14 protein-coding genes, 2 tRNA genes and 2 rRNA genes are annotated in these 17,820 nt (G+C 56.7%); 9 read left to right on the forward strand and 9 right to left on the reverse strand.

What is annotated here, in order from left to right; genetic code table 11:
• Nucleotides 1-137: 137 nt before the first annotated feature.
• From AB4O05_RS01730 to tyrS, 5 genes are all read right to left on the reverse strand, one after another.
• A 23S ribosomal RNA gene (locus AB4O05_RS01730) occupies nucleotides 138-3,029 on the reverse strand.
• 240 nt (nucleotides 3,030-3,269) lie between these two features.
• Nucleotides 3,270-3,345 (reverse strand) — tRNA-Ala (locus AB4O05_RS01735).
• 10 nt (nucleotides 3,346-3,355) lie between these two features.
• A tRNA-Ile gene (locus AB4O05_RS01740) sits at nucleotides 3,356-3,432 on the reverse strand.
• 123 nt (nucleotides 3,433-3,555) lie between these two features.
• Nucleotides 3,556-5,092 (reverse strand): 16S ribosomal RNA (locus AB4O05_RS01745).
• The 16S and 23S rRNA genes sit together here with 2 tRNA genes alongside, the layout of an rRNA operon.
• A gap of 495 nt (nucleotides 5,093-5,587) precedes the next feature.
• On the reverse strand, nucleotides 5,588-6,787 hold the full coding sequence (gene tyrS / locus AB4O05_RS01750; RefSeq protein WP_460133595.1) for a tyrosine--tRNA ligase: 1,200 nt from the start codon (nucleotides 6,785-6,787) through the stop codon (nucleotides 5,588-5,590).
• A gap of 210 nt (nucleotides 6,788-6,997) precedes the next feature.
• Here tyrS and AB4O05_RS01755 point away from each other — a divergent pair, with 210 nt between their 5' ends.
• Both AB4O05_RS01755 and AB4O05_RS01760 read left to right on the forward strand, forming a co-directional pair.
• Nucleotides 6,998-8,416 (forward strand): peptidoglycan DD-metalloendopeptidase family protein, encoded by a 1,419-nt coding sequence (locus tag AB4O05_RS01755; protein ID WP_460133593.1) that lies wholly within the window; start codon nucleotides 6,998-7,000, stop codon nucleotides 8,414-8,416.
• Nucleotides 8,417-8,419: 3 nt separating this feature from the next.
• The gene (locus AB4O05_RS01760) at nucleotides 8,420-9,511 is read left to right on the forward strand and encodes an anhydro-N-acetylmuramic acid kinase (protein ID WP_460133591.1); all 1,092 of its coding nucleotides are present in this window, start codon (nucleotides 8,420-8,422) and stop codon (nucleotides 9,509-9,511) included.
• A gap of 65 nt (nucleotides 9,512-9,576) precedes the next feature.
• On the opposite strand, the gene erpA is transcribed toward AB4O05_RS01760, so the two are convergent.
• Together erpA and argC are read right to left on the reverse strand one after the other, a co-directional pair.
• On the reverse strand, nucleotides 9,577-9,927 hold the full coding sequence (gene erpA, locus AB4O05_RS01765; protein WP_003176443.1) for an iron-sulfur cluster insertion protein ErpA: 351 nt from the start codon (nucleotides 9,925-9,927) through the stop codon (nucleotides 9,577-9,579).
• 145 nt (nucleotides 9,928-10,072) lie between these two features.
• Entirely contained in the window at nucleotides 10,073-11,107 is a 1,035-nt protein-coding gene (argC, locus tag AB4O05_RS01770; RefSeq protein WP_460133589.1) for an N-acetyl-gamma-glutamyl-phosphate reductase, read from the reverse strand.
• Nucleotides 11,108-11,241: 134 nt separating this feature from the next.
• On the opposite strand from argC, the gene hemJ reads away from it, so the two are divergent.
• The 6 genes from hemJ (at nucleotide 11,242) to coq7 (ending at nucleotide 15,719) form a co-directional block, all read left to right on the forward strand.
• A complete protein-coding gene (hemJ, locus tag AB4O05_RS01775) occupies nucleotides 11,242-11,670 on the forward strand; it encodes a protoporphyrinogen oxidase HemJ (RefSeq protein WP_460133587.1) in 429 nt (142 codons plus the stop codon).
• Between the two features lie 24 nt (nucleotides 11,671-11,694).
• On the forward strand, nucleotides 11,695-12,657 hold the full coding sequence (locus AB4O05_RS01780) for an NAD(P)H-dependent flavin oxidoreductase (RefSeq protein ID WP_460133586.1): 963 nt from the start codon (nucleotides 11,695-11,697) through the stop codon (nucleotides 12,655-12,657).
• 69 nt (nucleotides 12,658-12,726) lie between these two features.
• On the forward strand, nucleotides 12,727-13,689 hold the full coding sequence (locus AB4O05_RS01785) for a DUF805 domain-containing protein (RefSeq protein WP_460133584.1): 963 nt from the start codon (nucleotides 12,727-12,729) through the stop codon (nucleotides 13,687-13,689).
• Nucleotides 13,690-13,751: 62 nt separating this feature from the next.
• A complete protein-coding gene (locus AB4O05_RS01790) occupies nucleotides 13,752-14,540 on the forward strand; it encodes an SDR family NAD(P)-dependent oxidoreductase (protein WP_460133582.1) in 789 nt (262 codons plus the stop codon).
• A 46-nt stretch (nucleotides 14,541-14,586) separates the two neighbouring features.
• Complete coding sequence (locus AB4O05_RS01795; RefSeq protein ID WP_460133580.1) at nucleotides 14,587-14,934, forward strand: histidine triad nucleotide-binding protein; 348 nt, start codon at nucleotides 14,587-14,589, stop codon at nucleotides 14,932-14,934.
• A gap of 137 nt (nucleotides 14,935-15,071) precedes the next feature.
• A complete protein-coding gene (gene coq7, locus AB4O05_RS01800; RefSeq protein WP_460133578.1) occupies nucleotides 15,072-15,719 on the forward strand; it encodes a 2-polyprenyl-3-methyl-6-methoxy-1,4-benzoquinone monooxygenase in 648 nt (215 codons plus the stop codon).
• A 59-nt stretch (nucleotides 15,720-15,778) separates the two neighbouring features.
• On the opposite strand, the gene AB4O05_RS01805 is transcribed toward coq7, so the two are convergent.
• Complete coding sequence (locus AB4O05_RS01805; RefSeq protein WP_177043266.1) at nucleotides 15,779-16,201, reverse strand: OsmC family protein; 423 nt, start codon at nucleotides 16,199-16,201, stop codon at nucleotides 15,779-15,781.
• A 245-nt stretch (nucleotides 16,202-16,446) separates the two neighbouring features.
• Here AB4O05_RS01805 and crp point away from each other — a divergent pair, with 245 nt between their 5' ends.
• Nucleotides 16,447-17,091, forward strand: a complete 645-nt coding sequence (gene crp / locus AB4O05_RS01810; protein ID WP_460133576.1) for a cAMP-activated global transcriptional regulator CRP — start codon at nucleotides 16,447-16,449, stop codon at nucleotides 17,089-17,091.
• Here the strand turns inward: crp and AB4O05_RS01815 are convergent.
• On the reverse strand, nucleotides 17,088-17,783 hold the full coding sequence (locus AB4O05_RS01815; RefSeq protein WP_460133574.1) for a lipoate--protein ligase family protein: 696 nt from the start codon (nucleotides 17,781-17,783) through the stop codon (nucleotides 17,088-17,090). The two genes, crp and AB4O05_RS01815, sit on opposite strands and share 4 nt — an antisense overlap.
• Nucleotides 17,784-17,820 lie beyond the last annotated feature (37 nt).

Here is a 17,820-nt window from a genome sequence, read left to right on the forward strand (position 1 = left end):
CGCTTCAGCAAATTGGGTATGTGACAGCTTTCGGTGTTTTGTGAGCGTCGAACTTTCGGTTCATTTCGTCTTCACACACCGCAATCTGGTGCTCTTTCGCCTTTCGGCTCGAAGCAAGCAAATTGCTTGGGTGTTATATGGTCAAGCCTCACGGGCAATTAGTATTGGTTAGCTCAACGCCTCACAGCGCTTACACACCCAACCTATCAACGTCGTAGTCTTCGACGGCCCTTCAGGGAACTCAAGGTTCCAGTGAGATCTCATCTTGAGGCTAGTTTCCCGCTTAGATGCTTTCAGCGGTTATCTATTCCGAACATAGCTACCCGGCAATGCCACTGGCGTGACAACCGGAACACCAGAGGTTCGTCCACTCCGGTCCTCTCGTACTAGGAGCAGCCCCTCTCAAATCTCAAACGTCCACGGCAGATAGGGACCGAACTGTCTCACGACGTTCTAAACCCAGCTCGCGTACCACTTTAAATGGCGAACAGCCATACCCTTGGGACCGGCTTCAGCCCCAGGATGTGATGAGCCGACATCGAGGTGCCAAACACCGCCGTCGATATGAACTCTTGGGCGGTATCAGCCTGTTATCCCCGGAGTACCTTTTATCCGTTGAGCGATGGCCCTTCCATACAGAACCACCGGATCACTAAGACCTACTTTCGTACCTGCTCGACGTGTCTGTCTCGCAGTCAAGCGCGCTTTTGCCTTTATACTCTACGACCGATTTCCGACCGGTCTGAGCGCACCTTCGTACTCCTCCGTTACTCTTTAGGAGGAGACCGCCCCAGTCAAACTACCCACCATACACTGTCCTCGATCCGGATAACGGACCTGAGTTAGAACCTCAAAGTTGCCAGGGTGGTATTTCAAGGTTGGCTCCACGCGAACTGGCGTCCACGCTTCAAAGCCTCCCACCTATCCTACACAAGCAAATTCAAAGTCCAGTGCAAAGCTATAGTAAAGGTTCACGGGGTCTTTCCGTCTAGCCGCGGATACACTGCATCTTCACAGCGATTTCAATTTCACTGAGTCTCGGGTGGAGACAGCGCCGCCATCGTTACGCCATTCGTGCAGGTCGGAACTTACCCGACAAGGAATTTCGCTACCTTAGGACCGTTATAGTTACGGCCGCCGTTTACCGGGGCTTCGATCAAGAGCTTCGCGTTAGCTAACCCCATCAATTAACCTTCCGGCACCGGGCAGGCGTCACACCCTATACGTCCACTTTCGTGTTTGCAGAGTGCTGTGTTTTTAATAAACAGTCGCAGCGGCCTGGTATCTTCGACCGGCATGAGCTTACGGAGCAAGTCCTTCACCCTCACCGGCGCACCTTCTCCCGAAGTTACGGTGCCATTTTGCCTAGTTCCTTCACCCGAGTTCTCTCAAGCGCCTTGGTATTCTCTACCCAACCACCTGTGTCGGTTTGGGGTACGGTTCCTGGTTACCTGAAGCTTAGAAGCTTTTCTTGGAAGCATGGCATCAACCACTTCGTCATCTAAAAGATGACTCGTCATCAGCTCTCGGCCTTAAGATCCCGGATTTACCTAAGATCTCAGCCTACCACCTTAAACTTGGACAACCAACGCCAAGCTGGCCTAGCCTTCTCCGTCCCTCCATCGCAATAACCAGAAGTACAGGAATATTAACCTGTTTTCCATCGACTACGCTTTTCAGCCTCGCCTTAGGGACCGACTAACCCTGCGTCGATTAACGTTGCGCAGGAAACCTTGGTCTTTCGGCGTGGGTGTTTTTCACACCCATTGTCGTTACTCATGTCAGCATTCGCACTTCTGATACCTCCAGCAAGCTTCTCAACTCACCTTCACAGGCTTACAGAACGCTCCTCTACCGCATCACTTACGTGATACCCGTAGCTTCGGTGTATGGTTTGAGCCCCGTTACATCTTCCGCGCAGGCCGACTCGACTAGTGAGCTATTACGCTTTCTTTAAAGGGTGGCTGCTTCTAAGCCAACCTCCTAGCTGTCTAAGCCTTCCCACATCGTTTCCCACTTAACCATAACTTTGGGACCTTAGCTGACGGTCTGGGTTGTTTCCCTTTTCACGACGGACGTTAGCACCCGCCGTGTGTCTCCCATGCTCGGCACTTGTAGGTATTCGGAGTTTGCATCGGTTTGGTAAGTCGGGATGACCCCCTAGCCGAAACAGTGCTCTACCCCCTACAGTGATACATGAGGCGCTACCTAAATAGCTTTCGAGGAGAACCAGCTATCTCCGAGCTTGATTAGCCTTTCACTCCGATCCACAGGTCATCCGCTAACTTTTCAACGGTAGTCGGTTCGGTCCTCCAGTTAGTGTTACCCAACCTTCAACCTGCCCATGGATAGATCGCCCGGTTTCGGGTCTATTCCCAGCGACTAGACGCCCTATTAAGACTCGCTTTCGCTACGCCTCCCCTATTCGGTTAAGCTCGCCACTGAAAATAAGTCGCTGACCCATTATACAAAAGGTACGCAGTCACCCAACAAAGTGGGCTCCCACTGCTTGTACGCATACGGTTTCAGGATCTATTTCACTCCCCTCTCCGGGGTTCTTTTCGCCTTTCCCTCACGGTACTAGTTCACTATCGGTCAGTCAGTAGTATTTAGCCTTGGAGGATGGTCCCCCCATATTCAGACAAAGTTTCTCGTGCTCCGTCCTACTCGATTTCATGACTAAGAGATTTTCGCGTACAGGGCTATCACCCACTATGGCCGCACTTTCCAGAGCGTTCCGCTAATCTCAAAGCCACTTAAGGGCTAGTCCCCGTTCGCTCGCCACTACTAAGGGAATCTCGGTTGATTTCTTTTCCTCAGGGTACTTAGATGTTTCAGTTCCCCTGGTTCGCCTCTTGCACCTATGTATTCAGTACAAGATAACCATCTTATGATGGCTGGGTTCCCCCATTCAGACATCTCCGGATCAAAGTCTGTTTGCCGACTCCCCGAAGCTTTTCGCAGGCTACCACGTCTTTCATCGCCTCTGACTGCCAAGGCATCCACCGTATGCGCTTCTTCACTTGACCATATAACCCCAAGCAATCTGGTTATACTGTGAAGACGACATTCGCCGAAAATTCGATAATACTCAATTAAGAGATACTCACAAATTTTACCTTAGCCTGAGCCGTTACCAGTGAAAGTAACGTCCAGTCTATCTTTCTATCACATACCCAAATTTTTAAAGAACGATCTAATCAAAGACTAGAAATCAATATTCACGCCGGAATATTCATTTCTAAACTCTAACAAGTAAAAGCAGTTAATGGTGGAGCCAAACGGGATCGAACCGTTGACCTCCTGCGTGCAAGGCAGGCGCTCTCCCAGCTGAGCTATGGCCCCATAACAAAATTGGTGGGTCTGGGCAGATTCGAACTGCCGACCTCACCCTTATCAGGGGTGCGCTCTAACCAACTGAGCTACAGACCCAATTTCGAGCGCGTAACTGTTAGCTTGGAGCTATCAGCTTGGAGCTTAAAGCTGCTTCTATCGTCTTCTTCAATGAATCAAGCAATTCGTGTGGGAACTTATGGAGCAGCTGATGTCGTCGATTAAGGAGGTGATCCAGCCGCAGGTTCCCCTACGGCTACCTTGTTACGACTTCACCCCAGTCATGAATCACACCGTGGTAACCGTCCTCCCGAAGGTTAGACTAGCTACTTCTGGTGCAACCCACTCCCATGGTGTGACGGGCGGTGTGTACAAGGCCCGGGAACGTATTCACCGCGACATTCTGATTCGCGATTACTAGCGATTCCGACTTCACGCAGTCGAGTTGCAGACTGCGATCCGGACTACGATCGGTTTTATGGGATTAGCTCCACCTCGCGGCTTGGCAACCCTCTGTACCGACCATTGTAGCACGTGTGTAGCCCAGGCCGTAAGGGCCATGATGACTTGACGTCATCCCCACCTTCCTCCGGTTTGTCACCGGCAGTCTCCTTAGAGTGCCCACCATTACGTGCTGGTAACTAAGGACAAGGGTTGCGCTCGTTACGGGACTTAACCCAACATCTCACGACACGAGCTGACGACAGCCATGCAGCACCTGTCTCAATGTTCCCGAAGGCACCAATCTATCTCTAGAAAGTTCATTGGATGTCAAGGCCTGGTAAGGTTCTTCGCGTTGCTTCGAATTAAACCACATGCTCCACCGCTTGTGCGGGCCCCCGTCAATTCATTTGAGTTTTAACCTTGCGGCCGTACTCCCCAGGCGGTCAACTTAATGCGTTAGCTGCGCCACTAAGAGCTCAAGGCTCCCAACGGCTAGTTGACATCGTTTACGGCGTGGACTACCAGGGTATCTAATCCTGTTTGCTCCCCACGCTTTCGCACCTCAGTGTCAGTATCAGTCCAGGTGGTCGCCTTCGCCACTGGTGTTCCTTCCTATATCTACGCATTTCACCGCTACACAGGAAATTCCACCACCCTCTACCATACTCTAGTCAGTCAGTTTTGAATGCAGTTCCCAGGTTGAGCCCGGGGATTTCACATCCAACTTAACAAACCACCTACGCGCGCTTTACGCCCAGTAATTCCGATTAACGCTTGCACCCTCTGTATTACCGCGGCTGCTGGCACAGAGTTAGCCGGTGCTTATTCTGTCGGTAACGTCAAAACCACCACGTATTAGGTAATGGCCCTTCCTCCCAACTTAAAGTGCTTTACAATCCGAAGACCTTCTTCACACACGCGGCATGGCTGGATCAGGCTTTCGCCCATTGTCCAATATTCCCCACTGCTGCCTCCCGTAGGAGTCTGGACCGTGTCTCAGTTCCAGTGTGACTGATCATCCTCTCAGACCAGTTACGGATCGTCGCCTTGGTGAGCCATTACCCCACCAACTAGCTAATCCGACCTAGGCTCATCTGATAGCGCAAGGCCCGAAGGTCCCCTGCTTTCTCCCGTAGGACGTATGCGGTATTAGCGTCCGTTTCCGAACGTTATCCCCCACTACCAGGCAGATTCCTAGGCATTACTCACCCGTCCGCCGCTCTCAAGAGAAGCAAGCTTCTCTCTACCGCTCGACTTGCATGTGTTAGGCCTGCCGCCAGCGTTCAATCTGAGCCATGATCAAACTCTTCAGTTCAAACATCTTTGGGTTTTTAAGAAACCCTAAACTTGGCTCAGCAATCGTTGGTTATTCTTTGATTTCTCGCGGAGTAACTTGTGATGCTGATAATCTTGTTGACTATCAGTGTGACCCCACAAGCACCCACACGAATTGCTTGATTCAGTTGTTAAAGAGCGGTTGGTTAAGAGCTTTCGTCTCAACCGAGGCGCGCATTCTACAGCAGCCTCATTTGCTGTCAAGTGGTTATTTTCAGAAGCTTTCGAAGAATTCTTCAACAACTTCAACCACTTGCGCCTCCGATCTCTCGTCAGCGGGAGGCGAATTCTACAGCGTTACACGCTGCTGTCAACACCTCTTTTTCAACTTCCTTCTGGCTTCGATGAACTGAAGCAACTTGCTGCTTAAAACTGATTAACTCATTGTTTAGCAAGGAGTTTTCCGTTTTGGCAGCGCCGGAAGTGGGGCGAATTATAGACAGATATAATTCGCCGTCAACCGCTAATTTCAGGCTTATTCAGATTTGAGCGTAATACGCGCAAATGCCTTCTTCCCAGCCTGACAAACGTGGGTGGCACCCAGCTCATATATAAAGGTGCGATCAACCACCCCACCATCTATACGCACACCACCCGAACCCAAGAGATCGCGCGCGACTGCCGAGTTCTTCACCAAGCCGGCCTTATTAAGCACAGCCGCAATCGGCATAGCCTCGGCAGCGGTCAATTCGATCTCCGGCAGATCGTCAGGCAGCTCACCATCCTTCATGCGATTACCCGCAGCACGATGAGCACTGGCCGCAGCCTCTTCACCATGAAAACGCGCAACGATCTCTTCAGCCAACTTGATCTTCACATCACGCGGATTGGCGCCCGCCTCAACATCCGCACGTAGCGCGTTGATCTCATCCATCGAACGAAAGCTCAACAGCTCGAAGTAGCGCCACATCAGAGCATCAGGAATGGAGACCAGCTTGCCGTACATCACGCCCGGCGCTTCCTGGATACCCACATAGTTGCCCAGCGACTTGGACATCTTCTTGACGCCGTCCAACCCTTCCAGCAACGGCATTGTCAGGATGCACTGAGCCTCTTGCCCATACGCACGCTGCAGCTCACGCCCCATCAAAAGGTTGAACTTCTGGTCAGTACCACCCAACTCTACGTCGGCACGCAACGCCACCGAGTCGTAGCCTTGAACCAACGGGTACAGGAATTCGTGAATCGCGATTGGCTGATTGGTGGAGTAGCGCTTATCGAAGTCATCGCGCTCGAGCATGCGCGCCACAGTGTACTGGGAGGTCAGGCGAATGAAGTCCGCCGGCCCCATCTTATCCATCCAAGTGGAGTTGAACGCCACCTCGGTCTTGGCCGGATCAAGGATCTTGAATACCTGGGTCTTGTAGGTCTCCGCATTATCGAGGACCTGTTCACGGGTCAGCGGCGGGCGCGTCGCACTCTTGCCGCTCGGGTCACCGATCATTCCGGTGAAGTCACCTATAAGGAAGATGACCTGATGCCCCAACTCCTGGAACTGACGCAGTTTATTAATAAGTACGGTATGACCCAGGTGCAGATCCGGCGCCGTCGGATCAAAGCCAGCCTTAATACGCAGGGGTTGGCCGCGCTTGAGCTTTTCGATCAGCTCGGCCTCGACCAACAGTTCTTCCGCACCACGTTTTATCAGCGCTAGCTGCTCTTCAACCGACTTCATAACAGACCCGCAAGGCTCAGATTCAAAAGGGAACCAACCATACAAGATCAGGGACTAATTACAAGTTTTTGCCCTGCGCACGGACACCGTTCAGCAAGCCCAGCATTCGCGAGCTTGCGCCACAGATGATTTGGTTATATTTTATACAGTTATTTCATCTTCATCATGTCATTCATCTTTTCCATTTCATCTTCAAAGTCAAAATTACCTATGACCACTGAACCGTCTAAAGCGCCGCCGCTTTACCCGAAGACCCACCTGCTCGCCGCAAGTGGCATCGCCGCCCTTCTCAGCCTGGCACTCCTGGTATTCCCTTCCAGTGACGTAGAAGCCAAACGAACATCTCTGAGCCTTGACTTGGAGAGCCCAGCTGAACAACTGACACAAGATCAAGACGCTTCCGACGCTCAGCAAGCCACAAATACACCAGCTGAATCGCCATTTGCCCAGATAGAAAACACGCCCGAAGACACCCAGCAAGCCGTTCACGACCAGACAAAGCCCACTGTAGACGCTGCCAAGAACCCTCAACACCGCGAAGTGATCGTGGCCAAAGGCGATACGCTTTCAACCCTGTTCGAAAAGGTCGGCCTTCCCGCTGTCGCGGTTAATGAGGTGCTGGCCAGCGACAAACAGGCCAAACAGTTCGCTCAGCTCAAGCGCGGTCAGAAGCTTGAATTCGAACTCACGCCCGACGGCCAGTTGAACAAACTGCACAGCAACGTCAACGACCTCGAAAGCATCTCCCTGACCAAGGGCGCGAAGGGCTTTGCGTTCAATCGCGTCACCACCAAGCCGGTTATGCGCTCGGCCTACGCTCACGGCGTGATCAATAGCTCGCTGTCGCAATCCGCCGCCCGCGCGGGCTTGTCCCATAGCATGACCATGGACATGGCCAGCGTATTCGGCTACGACATCGACTTCGCCCAGGACATTCGCCAGGGCGACGAATTCGACGTGATCTATGAGCAGAAAGTCGCCAACGGCAAAGTAGTCGGCACTGGCAATATTCTCTCCGCGCGCTTTACCAACCGCGGCAAGACCTATACGGCCGTGCGCTACACCAACAAACAAGGCAACAGCAGCTACTACACCGCTGATGGCAACAGCATGCGCAAGGCCTTCATTCGCACCCCGGTGGACTTCGCTCGTATTAGCTCGCGTTTCTCCATGGGCCGCAAGCATCCAATTCTGAACAAAATTCGTGCCCACAAGGGTGTCGACTACGCCGCACCACGCGGTACGCCTATCAAGGCAGCCGGTGATGGCAAGGTCTTGCTGGCCGGGCGTCGTGGCGGTTACGGCAACACAGTGATCATTCAGCACGGCAACACCTACCGTACGCTGTACGGCCATATGCAGGGCTTTGCCAAGGGCATCAAGACAGGCGGCAACGTGAAACAGGGCCAAGTGATCGGTTATATCGGCACCACCGGCCTGTCCACCGGCCCGCACCTGCACTATGAGTTCCAGGTCAACGGTGTACACGTCGATCCATTGGGCCAGAAATTGCCAATGGCAGACCCGATCGCCAAGGCCGAGCGAGCGCGCTTCATGCAACAGAGCCAACCGCTGATGGCGCGCATGGACCAGGAGCGCTCCACCCTGCTGGCTTCGGCGAAGCGTTAAGGCATGCCTCTCTATATCGGCGTGATGTCCGGGACCAGCCTTGATGGCCTGGATATCGCCTTGATCGACCAAAGCTCGGCGATCAACTTGATCGCCACCCACTACACCCCCATGCCTACCGCCCTGCGCGCCGAGCTACTGAGTCTGTGCACCAGCGGCCCGGATGAGATTGCCCGCTCAGCGATAGCCCAGCAGCATTGGGTCACCCTCGCAGCACAAGGCATTCATACCCTGCTCGAGCAGCATAAGCTCAAGCCACAGCACATCCGTGCGATTGGCAGCCATGGCCAGACCATCCGCCACGAACCCGCCCAAGGTTTTACCGTCCAGATCGGCAACCCGGCTTTACTCACTGAGCTGACAGGTATCACCGTCATCAGCGACTTCCGCAGTCGCGACGTCGCAGCCGGCGGCCAAGGTGCCCCGTTGGTACCAGCCTTTCATGAAGCGCTGTTTGGCGAGAGCACCGGTAACCGTGCGGTATTGAATGTCGGCGGCTTCAGCAACCTCAGCCTGATCGAGACCGGCAAACCCGTAGCGGGCTTCGACTGTGGCCCTGGCAACGTCCTGCTGGATGCCTGGATTAACCTGCAACACGGCGAGCATTTTGACCGCGACGGCCAGTGGGCAAGCAGCGGCCGGGTCGAACCCCAACTGCTCCACGCGTTGCTTGGTGATCCATTCTTCCTGACCAAAGGCCCGAAAAGCACCGGTCGCGAAGTGTTCAACCTGCAATGGCTGCAACAGCACCTTGGCCGCCTTCCCGAGTTCCAACCCGAAGACGTTCAGGCGACGCTGCTGGAGCTCACCGCCCTGACCATCGTCGAAGCCCTGCAAACAGCACAACCCCAGACCGAAACCTTGCTGGTTTGTGGCGGCGGAGCGCATAACAGCACGCTGATGAAGCGCCTGGCGGCCTTGCTGCCATCCACCCAGGTCAGCAGCACCGCCACTTATGGCGTGGACCCGGATTGGGTCGAAGCCATGGCGTTCGCCTGGCTGGCTCATTGCTGCCTGGAAGGTATTGCTGCAAACCGTCCCAGCGTCACCGGCGCGCGTGGGCCGCGCATACTGGGCGCAATCTACCCAGCCTGAGCTCCAGACAGCAAAACGCCGCTTGGCCAATCAAAGCCAAGCGGCGTTCTTGTATCCGCCGTCGATCAGATCGAGAAGGAAGATCCGCAACCACACGTCGTGGTGGCGTTAGGGTTCTTGATCACAAAACGCGAACCCTCCAGACCTTCCTGATAATCCACCTCGGCACCCGCCAAGTACTGGAAGCTCATCGGGTCCACGACCAGGCTCACGCCCTCGCGTTCAACGATGGTGTCATCGTCGGCCACATCTTCATCGAAGGTAAAACCGTACTGAAACCCTGAACAACCGCCGCCCGTAACGAATACGCGCAGCTTCAAGCGATCATTACCCTCTTCATCGACCAGGCTCTTCACCTTGTGCGCAGCACCGTGGGTAAATTGCAAAGCCGTGGGGGTGAAGGATTCAACGCTCATGCTGATAATCTCCCGGCGTAGCGCCGCCATATGCGTAATGGCCGGTATTATCCGCTTCTCCTAGAAAAGCGGTCAACTATTATGGGAGCCGCGGCAAGCTTCAAGTCTCAGCCCCAAGCTTGCAGCTTACAACTTGAAGCGGCTCTTAAGGCAGCATGCCAGCGTGGGACAGGCCCAGCTTCTCATCCAGGCCGAACAGGATGTTCATGTTCTGTACCGCCTGGCCCGACGCGCCCTTCACCAGGTTGTCGATCACCGACAACACCACCACCAAGTCACCGTCCTGCGGACGATGCACGGCAATCCGGCATACGTTGGCACCGCGCACACTGCGGGTTTCCGGGTGGCTGCCAGCTGGCATCACGTCGACGAACGGCTCGTTGGCATAACGCTTTTCAAACAGCGCCTGCAGGTCTACCGAACGATCGGTGACCGTCGCATACAACGTGGAGTGAATGCCACGGATCATCGGTGTGAGGTGCGGTACGAAGGTCAGACCCACGTCCTTACCGGCGGCACGACGCAACCCCTGGCGGATTTCCGGCAGATGGCGATGCCCTTTTACCGCATAGGCTTTCATGCTTTCCGACGTCTCGGAGTAGAGCGAACCGACCGCAGCGCCCCGGCCAGCGCCGCTGACGCCAGACTTGCAGTCTGCGATCAGGCGCGAAGTATCCGCCAGCCCGGCTTCGAGCAATGGCAGGAAGCCCAACTGCGTCGCGGTCGGATAGCAACCCGGCACCGCGATCAGGCGAGCCTGTTGGATTTGTTCACGATTGACTTCCGGCAGGCCGTACACCGCCTCCTCCAACAGCTGCGGCGCACCATGAGGCTGGCCATACCACTTGGCCCACTCATCGGCATCCTGCAGACGGAAGTCCGCCGACAGATCGATGACCTTGGTCCCGGCGGCCAGCAGCTCACCGGCCAGTGCATGGGCAACACCATGGGGCGTGGCAAAGAACACCACGTCGCAGGCGCCAAGGGTCTTGATGTCCGGAATGCTGAACGCCAGGCCATCGTAGTGGCCTCGCAGGTTCGGGTACATATCGGCCACGGCCAGGCCAGCCTCGGATCGGGAGGTGATGACCACCACTTCAGCTTGCGGATGCTGAGCCAGCAGACGCAGCAATTCGACACCGGTGTAACCCGTGCCGCCGACAATACCGACCTTGACCATAAACCTGCCCTCAACGAACCACTGGAAAGCCGTCGATAATAGGGTCCGTATCGTCCCGCGACAACCGTCAACGTGACGTATGGGCGCAAGAGCCACTACTATCTTCGCTACCGTGAACCTGGGAATAACTAAAAATGCTCTATCTATGGGTCAAAGCCTTCCATATCGTCAGCATCGTCTGCTGGTTTGCCGGGCTGTTCTATTTGCCACGCCTGTTCGTCTACCACGCCCAGAGCGAAGACACCGTCAGCAAGGAACGCTTCAGCGTCATGGAGCGCAAGTTGTACCGCGGCATCATGGGCCCGGCGATGCTCGCCAGCCTCGTATTCGGCATCTGGCTGATCGCGCTTAACCCCGGCATCTTCAGCATGGGCGCGTGGATCCATGCCAAGCTGACCCTGGTAGTGCTGTTGATTGGCTACCACCATATGTGCGGCGCGCAGGTCAAACGCTTCGCCCGTGGCGAAAACACCCGCAGCCATGTCTTTTATCGCTGGTTCAATGAAGTGCCGGTTCTGATATTGCTGGCTATCGTAATTTTGGTCGTGGTCAAACCGTTCTAACTTCAATTAACCGGGGTACTCCACATGTCGCTGCCCGCTCTGCTTGAACAACGTCTGCGCCTGCCTGTGGTGGCTGCGCCGATGTTCCTGATTTCCAACCCGCAACTGGTCCTGGCCTGCTGCCGCAATGGGATCGTTGGCAGTTTTCCGGCGCTCAACCAGCGCGAAAGCAGCGGTTTCAAGGCCTGGCTGGAGGAAATCGAAGCAGGCCTGGCGCAGTTGGATACCCCCGCGCCGTATGCCGTCAACCTGATCGTGCACAACAGCAACCCACGCCTGGAGGCCGATCTGGCAATCTGCGTCGAGCATAAGGTGCCGATCGTAATCACCAGCCTGGGCGCAGTGAAAGAACTGGTCGACGCCGTGCACCGCTACGGCGGGCTGGTGTTTCACGATGTCACCACCCGGCGCCATGCAGAGAAAGCCGCCGAAGCCGGCGTGGACGGGCTGATTGCCGTCGCTGCCGGCGCCGGGGGCCATGCGGGTACCTGGAGCCCGTTCTCGCTGGTGGCCGAGATTCGCCAATTCTTCGATAAAACCCTGCTGCTGGCTGGCTGCCTCAACCATGGTCATGAGATCCTGGCGGCTCAGCTGCTCGGTGCCGACCTGGCCTATCTCGGCACCCGTTTTATCGCCACCACCGAAAGTCACGCGCCGGATGCGTATAAAGAGATGCTGCTCACATCGCGCGCAGCCGACATCGTGCACACTCCCGCTGTTTCTGGCGTGCCCGCAAGCTTCATGCGCCAGAGCCTGGAAAACGCCGGCTTCGACCTCGCCGCCCTGCAAGGCAAAGGCGAAGTCAACTTTGGCTCCAAGCTCAAGCCGTTAAGTGATGAAGCCAAGGCCTGGAAGACCGTATGGTCCGCCGGCCAGGGCGTCGGCGAAATTAATGATTTACCCAGCGTCGATGAACTCGTTGCCCGCCTGGATGCCGAATACCGCAAGGCGCGCGAGCAGGCGACACAGTTGCGCTGGCCACGCTGACCCAACCGCAAGGCCAGCCCGTTGAGCCGGCCTGCATTCCCCCATAGATCCAGTGACAAGGATGCCCGCATGAGCGACAACCGTTTCAAGATTGTGTTTGATGGAGCCTTGCTCCCGGGTGTCGAAAGCACCACGGCCAAACTGAACCTGGCCGAGCTCTTCAAGAGCACGGTCGAAGAGATCGAAAAGCTCTTTACCGGCCGCCCGGTCGCACTTAAGCGCGACCTCTCGCGCCCGGATGCCGAAACCTACCTCACCGCGCTGAAAAACGCCGGGGTCGATGCGCGTATCGAAGCCGAACAGCCAGTGGCTTTCAGCCTTGGCGAAACCCATGAGACGGATTCCGGCGCCTCGGACTTCTCCCGCCCGGCCGCCTCTCCATATGCACCACCGCGCGCCGCCGTGGGTGAGAACCTGCCGGAGTATTCCACCCTCAACGTCTTTACGATCAATGGGCGCATCGGCCGCCTGCGGTACCTGGCATGGACGCTGGTGCTGAGCGTCGCAATGCTGGTGGCCGCAGGCATCATCAGCACAGTGGGCTTCGCGATAGCGACCGCCTCGCCAACTATAGCCATCATTCTCGGTTCACTGCTGGGGTTCGCGCTGTTCGTCGGACTCGTGGTGGTGAGCGTGCAAATCGGTGTGCAGCGCCTGCACGACCTGGGCTGGTCCGGCTGGCTGTACCTGCTGAACCTGGTGCCGCTGGTAAACAGCGTTTTCCCGCTGTTGCTGCTGGTGCTGCCAGGTAACGCAGGCGCCAACCAGTACGGCGCCCCGCCACCGCGCAACTCCACGGCCGTGAAAGTCCTGGCCTCGTTGTGGCTGGCGTTTATCCCGTTGGTGCTCATCATCGTGGTGACCCTGGGGATGAATGGCTACCTGGATCAACTCGAGAGCAATGTAGACAGCAGCTACGAGAGCAGCTCCATCACCTCTGACGCGGATGCCGACCAGAGCGTGACCGTCGATGAAGACGACGCGCAAAGTGCTGACGAAGCAGCCGAACCTGTAGACTCTCCAGAACAGTAAAGAAACGCCCCGCGCCTGTGATGCATCCATCGCAGGCGCTTGGCGTTGCGATGGAGAAAGGCATGACCCGTTACGCTCTGATCACCGGTGCCTCCAGCGGCATCGGCCTGGCTTTGGCCGAAGCCCTGGCCCGTCGTGGCCGCAGTTTGATTCTGGTGGCCCGCCAGCGTGATCAGTTGGAAAGCATTGCAATTGAATTGACTCAACGCTTCGGCGTCGAGGTGCTATTTCGTGCCTGTGACCTGGGTGAGCCGTTGCGCTTGTCCGGGTTCCTGCTGGAGCTTGAAGAAGGCGAGCGGCAAATCGATCTGCTGGTGAACTGCGCCGGCATCGGCACCAGCGGGCCATTCCTGGCCCAGGACTGGATGACCGAGCAAGACCTTATCGAGGTCAACATCCTCGCGCTCACCCGCATGTGCCACGCCCTGGGCAATAGCATGGCGCTGCAGGGTGGTGGGCAAATCCTCAACGTTGCATCGATAGCCGCATTCCAACCCGGCCCATGGATGAGCAGCTACTACGCCAGCAAGGCCTATGTACTGCATTTCTCCGAAGGCCTGCGCGAGGAACTGAAAACCTGCGGCATCAAGGTTTCGGTGCTCTGCCCTGGCCCGACACGCACCGCGTTCTTCGGTACCGCCCAAATGGACACTGCCAAGCTCGACCGCAGCGAGCAACTGATGAGCCCGGAAGAAGTCGCGCTCTATACCGTGCGCGCACTGGAAAAGAACAAAGCCATCATCATCCCCGGCCTCCGCAACCGCTGGCTGGCCTTCAGTCCGCGTTTCAGCCCGCGCTGGCTGACCCGCAAGATAGCCGGCGCCATCAATAAGGCCTATTGCCCGCGCTGATGGCCTGAGTACACTCACCCTGCATATTCATAATGGAGAAACAGCTGTGGAAGCTCCAGATACGCTATTCACCAAGATCATCAACAGAGAAATACCCGCGAAGATTTTTTATGAGGATGACCAGGTCCTGGCCTTCCACGATATCGCGCCTCAGGCACCGGTGCATTTCCTGGTGATCCCGAAGAAGCCGATTCGCACCCTCAATGACCTGACGGAAGAAGATAAGGCACTGGCCGGACACATCCTGTTCACCGCCCAGCGCCTGGCCGTGGAACAAGGCTGCGAGAACGGTTTTCGCGTGGTGATGAACTGCAATAAAGATGGCGGTCAAACCGTCTATCACATCCATATGCACGTCCTGGGCAAACGCCAGATGAACTGGCCGCCGGGCTGAGGGTTATCGGGAGTTTGCGAGCGCTTCGCGGCCGGACGCAAGCAAGCTCCCTCGCCACAAAGGCACGTTGACTCAGCGCAAACGCTTGCCCCTCTCTTGCGGTAAACTGGCCGCCGAGATTCTTCCCGGAGGTCAGCATGACTACCCAACGTCACTACTCGCCGATTGACCGTCTGTTGCTGCAAGCCGACATGGCCATGCGCACCCTGTTGCCCTTCAGTGGCCAACCGTACCGCCCGTCGCCCGCGATCGTGCAGCCAGACGCAAAGATGAGCGAGACCGAGACCCGCCATGTGGCCGGCCTGATGCGCATCAACCATACCGGCGAAGTCTGTGCCCAGGCGCTGTACCAGGGCCAGGCCCTGACCGCCAAGCTGCCGCAGGTCCGCGCGGCCATGGAGCATGCCGCCGAAGAAGAAATCGATCACCTGGCCTGGTGCGAACAACGCATTCGCCAGCTCGGCAGCCATCCCAGCGTGCTCAACCCACTGTTCTACGGGTTATCGTTCGGCATCGGCGCGGCTGCCGGCTTGATCAGCGACAAGGTCAGCCTCGGTTTTGTCGCAGCGACGGAACATCAAGTGTGCAAACACCTGGATGAACACCTGGAACAGTTGCCGGCTGACGATGAAAAGTCCCGGGCGATTCTGGAGCAAATGCGCATCGATGAAGAACACCACGCCGAAAGCGCGCTGGATGCCGGTGGTTTTCGCTTCCCGGCACCGGTGAGGTTTGGCATGAGCCTGCTGGCCAAGGTCATGACCAAAAGCACCTACCGCATCTGACCCAGCCGCAACGGCAAAAAGGGCGCTCTCAAGCGCCCTTTTCTTTTACCGATGGGTCATCAACCCAGCTCGATAATCTCGTAATCATGAGTGATGGCCACACCAGCCGCGCCGAGCATGATCGATGCCGAGCAGTACTTCTCGGCCGACAGCTCGATGGCACGCTTGACCTGGGCTTCCTTCAGCGACCGGCCCTTGACCACGAAATGCATATGGATCTTGGTGAACACCTTGGGATCTTCCGTGGCGCGCTCGGCTTCCAGGAACGCTTCGCAACTTTCCACGGCCTGGCGAGACTTTTTCAGAATACTCACCACGTCGAAATTGCTGCAGCCGCCCACGCCAAGCAGGAGCATCTCCATCGGGCGTACGCCCAGGTTGCGGCCACCGGCTTCCGGCGGGCCATCCATGACCACTACATGGCCACTGCCCGACTCACCGAGGAACATGGCTTCGCCCGCCCATTGGATGCGTGCCTTCATCGCCCAGACTCCACTGCTAAAAAAGGGTCGCCAGCTTAGCACAGGGCCTGGCCGCGACAGCGTTTCACATCAAAGCGATCAATAAGGCCCCCTCCCCAGCAAATTCGCTCATCGAGTCAGAATGTGTCTGTTAAGCTGGCGCCAAATGTGTGGCGTATTGCCACCCTTTATACAGCGTGTCCCTATGCCGATACCGCTGAATACAACAACTCCAACCACTTTGCGCTGCATTTCGGGATACAACCATGGTTGCTCTTACTCCCATACCCAAGATCAAGAATCTCGACAAGTTGCTGATGCATTGCCAGCGCCGACGTCATCCCGCCAAGCACAACATCATTTGCGCCGGCGAGCGCTCCGAAACGCTGTTCTTCATTATCAAGGGCTCGGTCACGATCTTGATAGAAGACGACGATGGCCGCGAAATGATCATCGCCTATCTGAACACCGGGGATTTCTTCGGCGAATTGGGGCTGTTCGAACAAGCGGGCAAAGAACAGGAGCGCAGTGCCTGGGTGCGAGCCAAGGTCGAGTGCGAAGTGGCCGAGATCAGTTACGCGAAATTCCGTGAACTGGCCCAGCAGGACCCGGACATTCTCTACGCCCTCAGCGGCCAGATCGCCCAACGCCTGCGGGACACCACGCGCAAGGTCGGCGACCTGGCGTTCTTTGACGTCACCGGTCGCGTCGCACGTTGCCTGCTGGAGTTGTGCAAGCAACCCGACGCCATGACTCACCCGGATGGCATGCAGATCAAAGTCACTCGCCAGGAAATCGGGCGCATTGTCGGCTGTTCGCGGGAGATGGTCGGCCGCGTGCTCAAGGATCTTGAAGAGCGCAGCCTGGTGCACGTCAAAGGCAAGACAATGGTGGTGTTCGGTACCCGCTAAGCCAGCAGGAAGCCGGCGAGCATCCGGCGGTACAAGGTGTCCAGCCGGCTGATCGCATCCGGCGCGGGAAAAGCTTCGTGCAGGGCGATATGGCTGTCGGCACGTACACGCTGCTCCAGACCGCAGGCTTCATTGAAGCGGTTTACCGCCGCAATCAGCTCTTCGCGATCGTTATCCAACAACAATGCTCCGTGCACCAACCCCACCGGGCGACCACCGCTTTGTCGCCAGCGTTGGGCCGTGCCGACCATTTTGCGGCCATTGAGGTTGACGTTGTAACGACCGTCGCAGAACGCTCCTTCGACTTCACCGACGGAGGCATCGCCGCCCAGCTCGATCAACAGGTCGCAGATCGGCTGGCACAAGCGCAGATAACCGGTTTCGATGCGGCCCTGGTCGCTTTCACTGCGCGGCGGCGCGTAGACCAAGGCGATATTGACCGTAGCGCTGGACTGCGGCACCGGTTCGCCGCCGGTTTCACGCAGCAACACCGGCCAACCGGCCTGCGCCGAGACCTGGCTGGCCGTCTCGAATGCCGGCAGCCGGCTCAACCGGCGCGGCATCACCAAGGCTTGATCGCTGGGCTGCCAGAACAGCAGGCCAACTTCCTGCTCGCCGGCACAAACGGCAGCCAGCAGCGCCTGCTCAGCGGCAAGGCCAGCCTCAACGGTCATGGCCACCGGCTTAGTCATCGCACACCCCTATCAGAATGAACACTGAAACCAATGT

This window comes from Pseudomonas sp. S1_G07 (genome assembly GCF_054668565.1).

Bases quoted from the DNA above. Each gene is read 5' to 3' on its own strand.
- tyrS (WP_460133595.1), bottom strand. From the start codon at position 6,787: ATGAAGTCGGTTGAAGAGCAGCTAGCGCTGATAAAACGTGGTGCGGAA.
- AB4O05_RS01755 (WP_460133593.1), top strand. From the start codon at position 6,998: ATGACCACTGAACCGTCTAAAGCGCCGCCGCTTTACCCGAAGACCCAC.
- AB4O05_RS01760 (WP_460133591.1), top strand. From the start codon at position 8,420: ATGCCTCTCTATATCGGCGTGATGTCCGGGACCAGCCTTGATGGCCTG.
- erpA (WP_003176443.1), bottom strand. From the start codon at position 9,927: ATGAGCGTTGAATCCTTCACCCCCACGGCTTTGCAATTTACCCACGGT.
- argC (WP_460133589.1), bottom strand. From the start codon at position 11,107: ATGGTCAAGGTCGGTATTGTCGGCGGCACGGGTTACACCGGTGTCGAA.
- hemJ (WP_460133587.1), top strand. From the start codon at position 11,242: ATGCTCTATCTATGGGTCAAAGCCTTCCATATCGTCAGCATCGTCTGC.
- AB4O05_RS01780 (WP_460133586.1), top strand. From the start codon at position 11,695: ATGTCGCTGCCCGCTCTGCTTGAACAACGTCTGCGCCTGCCTGTGGTG.
- AB4O05_RS01785 (WP_460133584.1), top strand. From the start codon at position 12,727: ATGAGCGACAACCGTTTCAAGATTGTGTTTGATGGAGCCTTGCTCCCG.
- AB4O05_RS01790 (WP_460133582.1), top strand. From the start codon at position 13,752: ATGACCCGTTACGCTCTGATCACCGGTGCCTCCAGCGGCATCGGCCTG.
- coq7 (WP_460133578.1), top strand. From the start codon at position 15,072: ATGACTACCCAACGTCACTACTCGCCGATTGACCGTCTGTTGCTGCAA.
- AB4O05_RS01805 (WP_177043266.1), bottom strand. From the start codon at position 16,201: ATGAAGGCACGCATCCAATGGGCGGGCGAAGCCATGTTCCTCGGTGAG.
- crp (WP_460133576.1), top strand. From the start codon at position 16,447: ATGGTTGCTCTTACTCCCATACCCAAGATCAAGAATCTCGACAAGTTG.
- AB4O05_RS01815 (WP_460133574.1), bottom strand. From the start codon at position 17,783: ATGACTAAGCCGGTGGCCATGACCGTTGAGGCTGGCCTTGCCGCTGAG.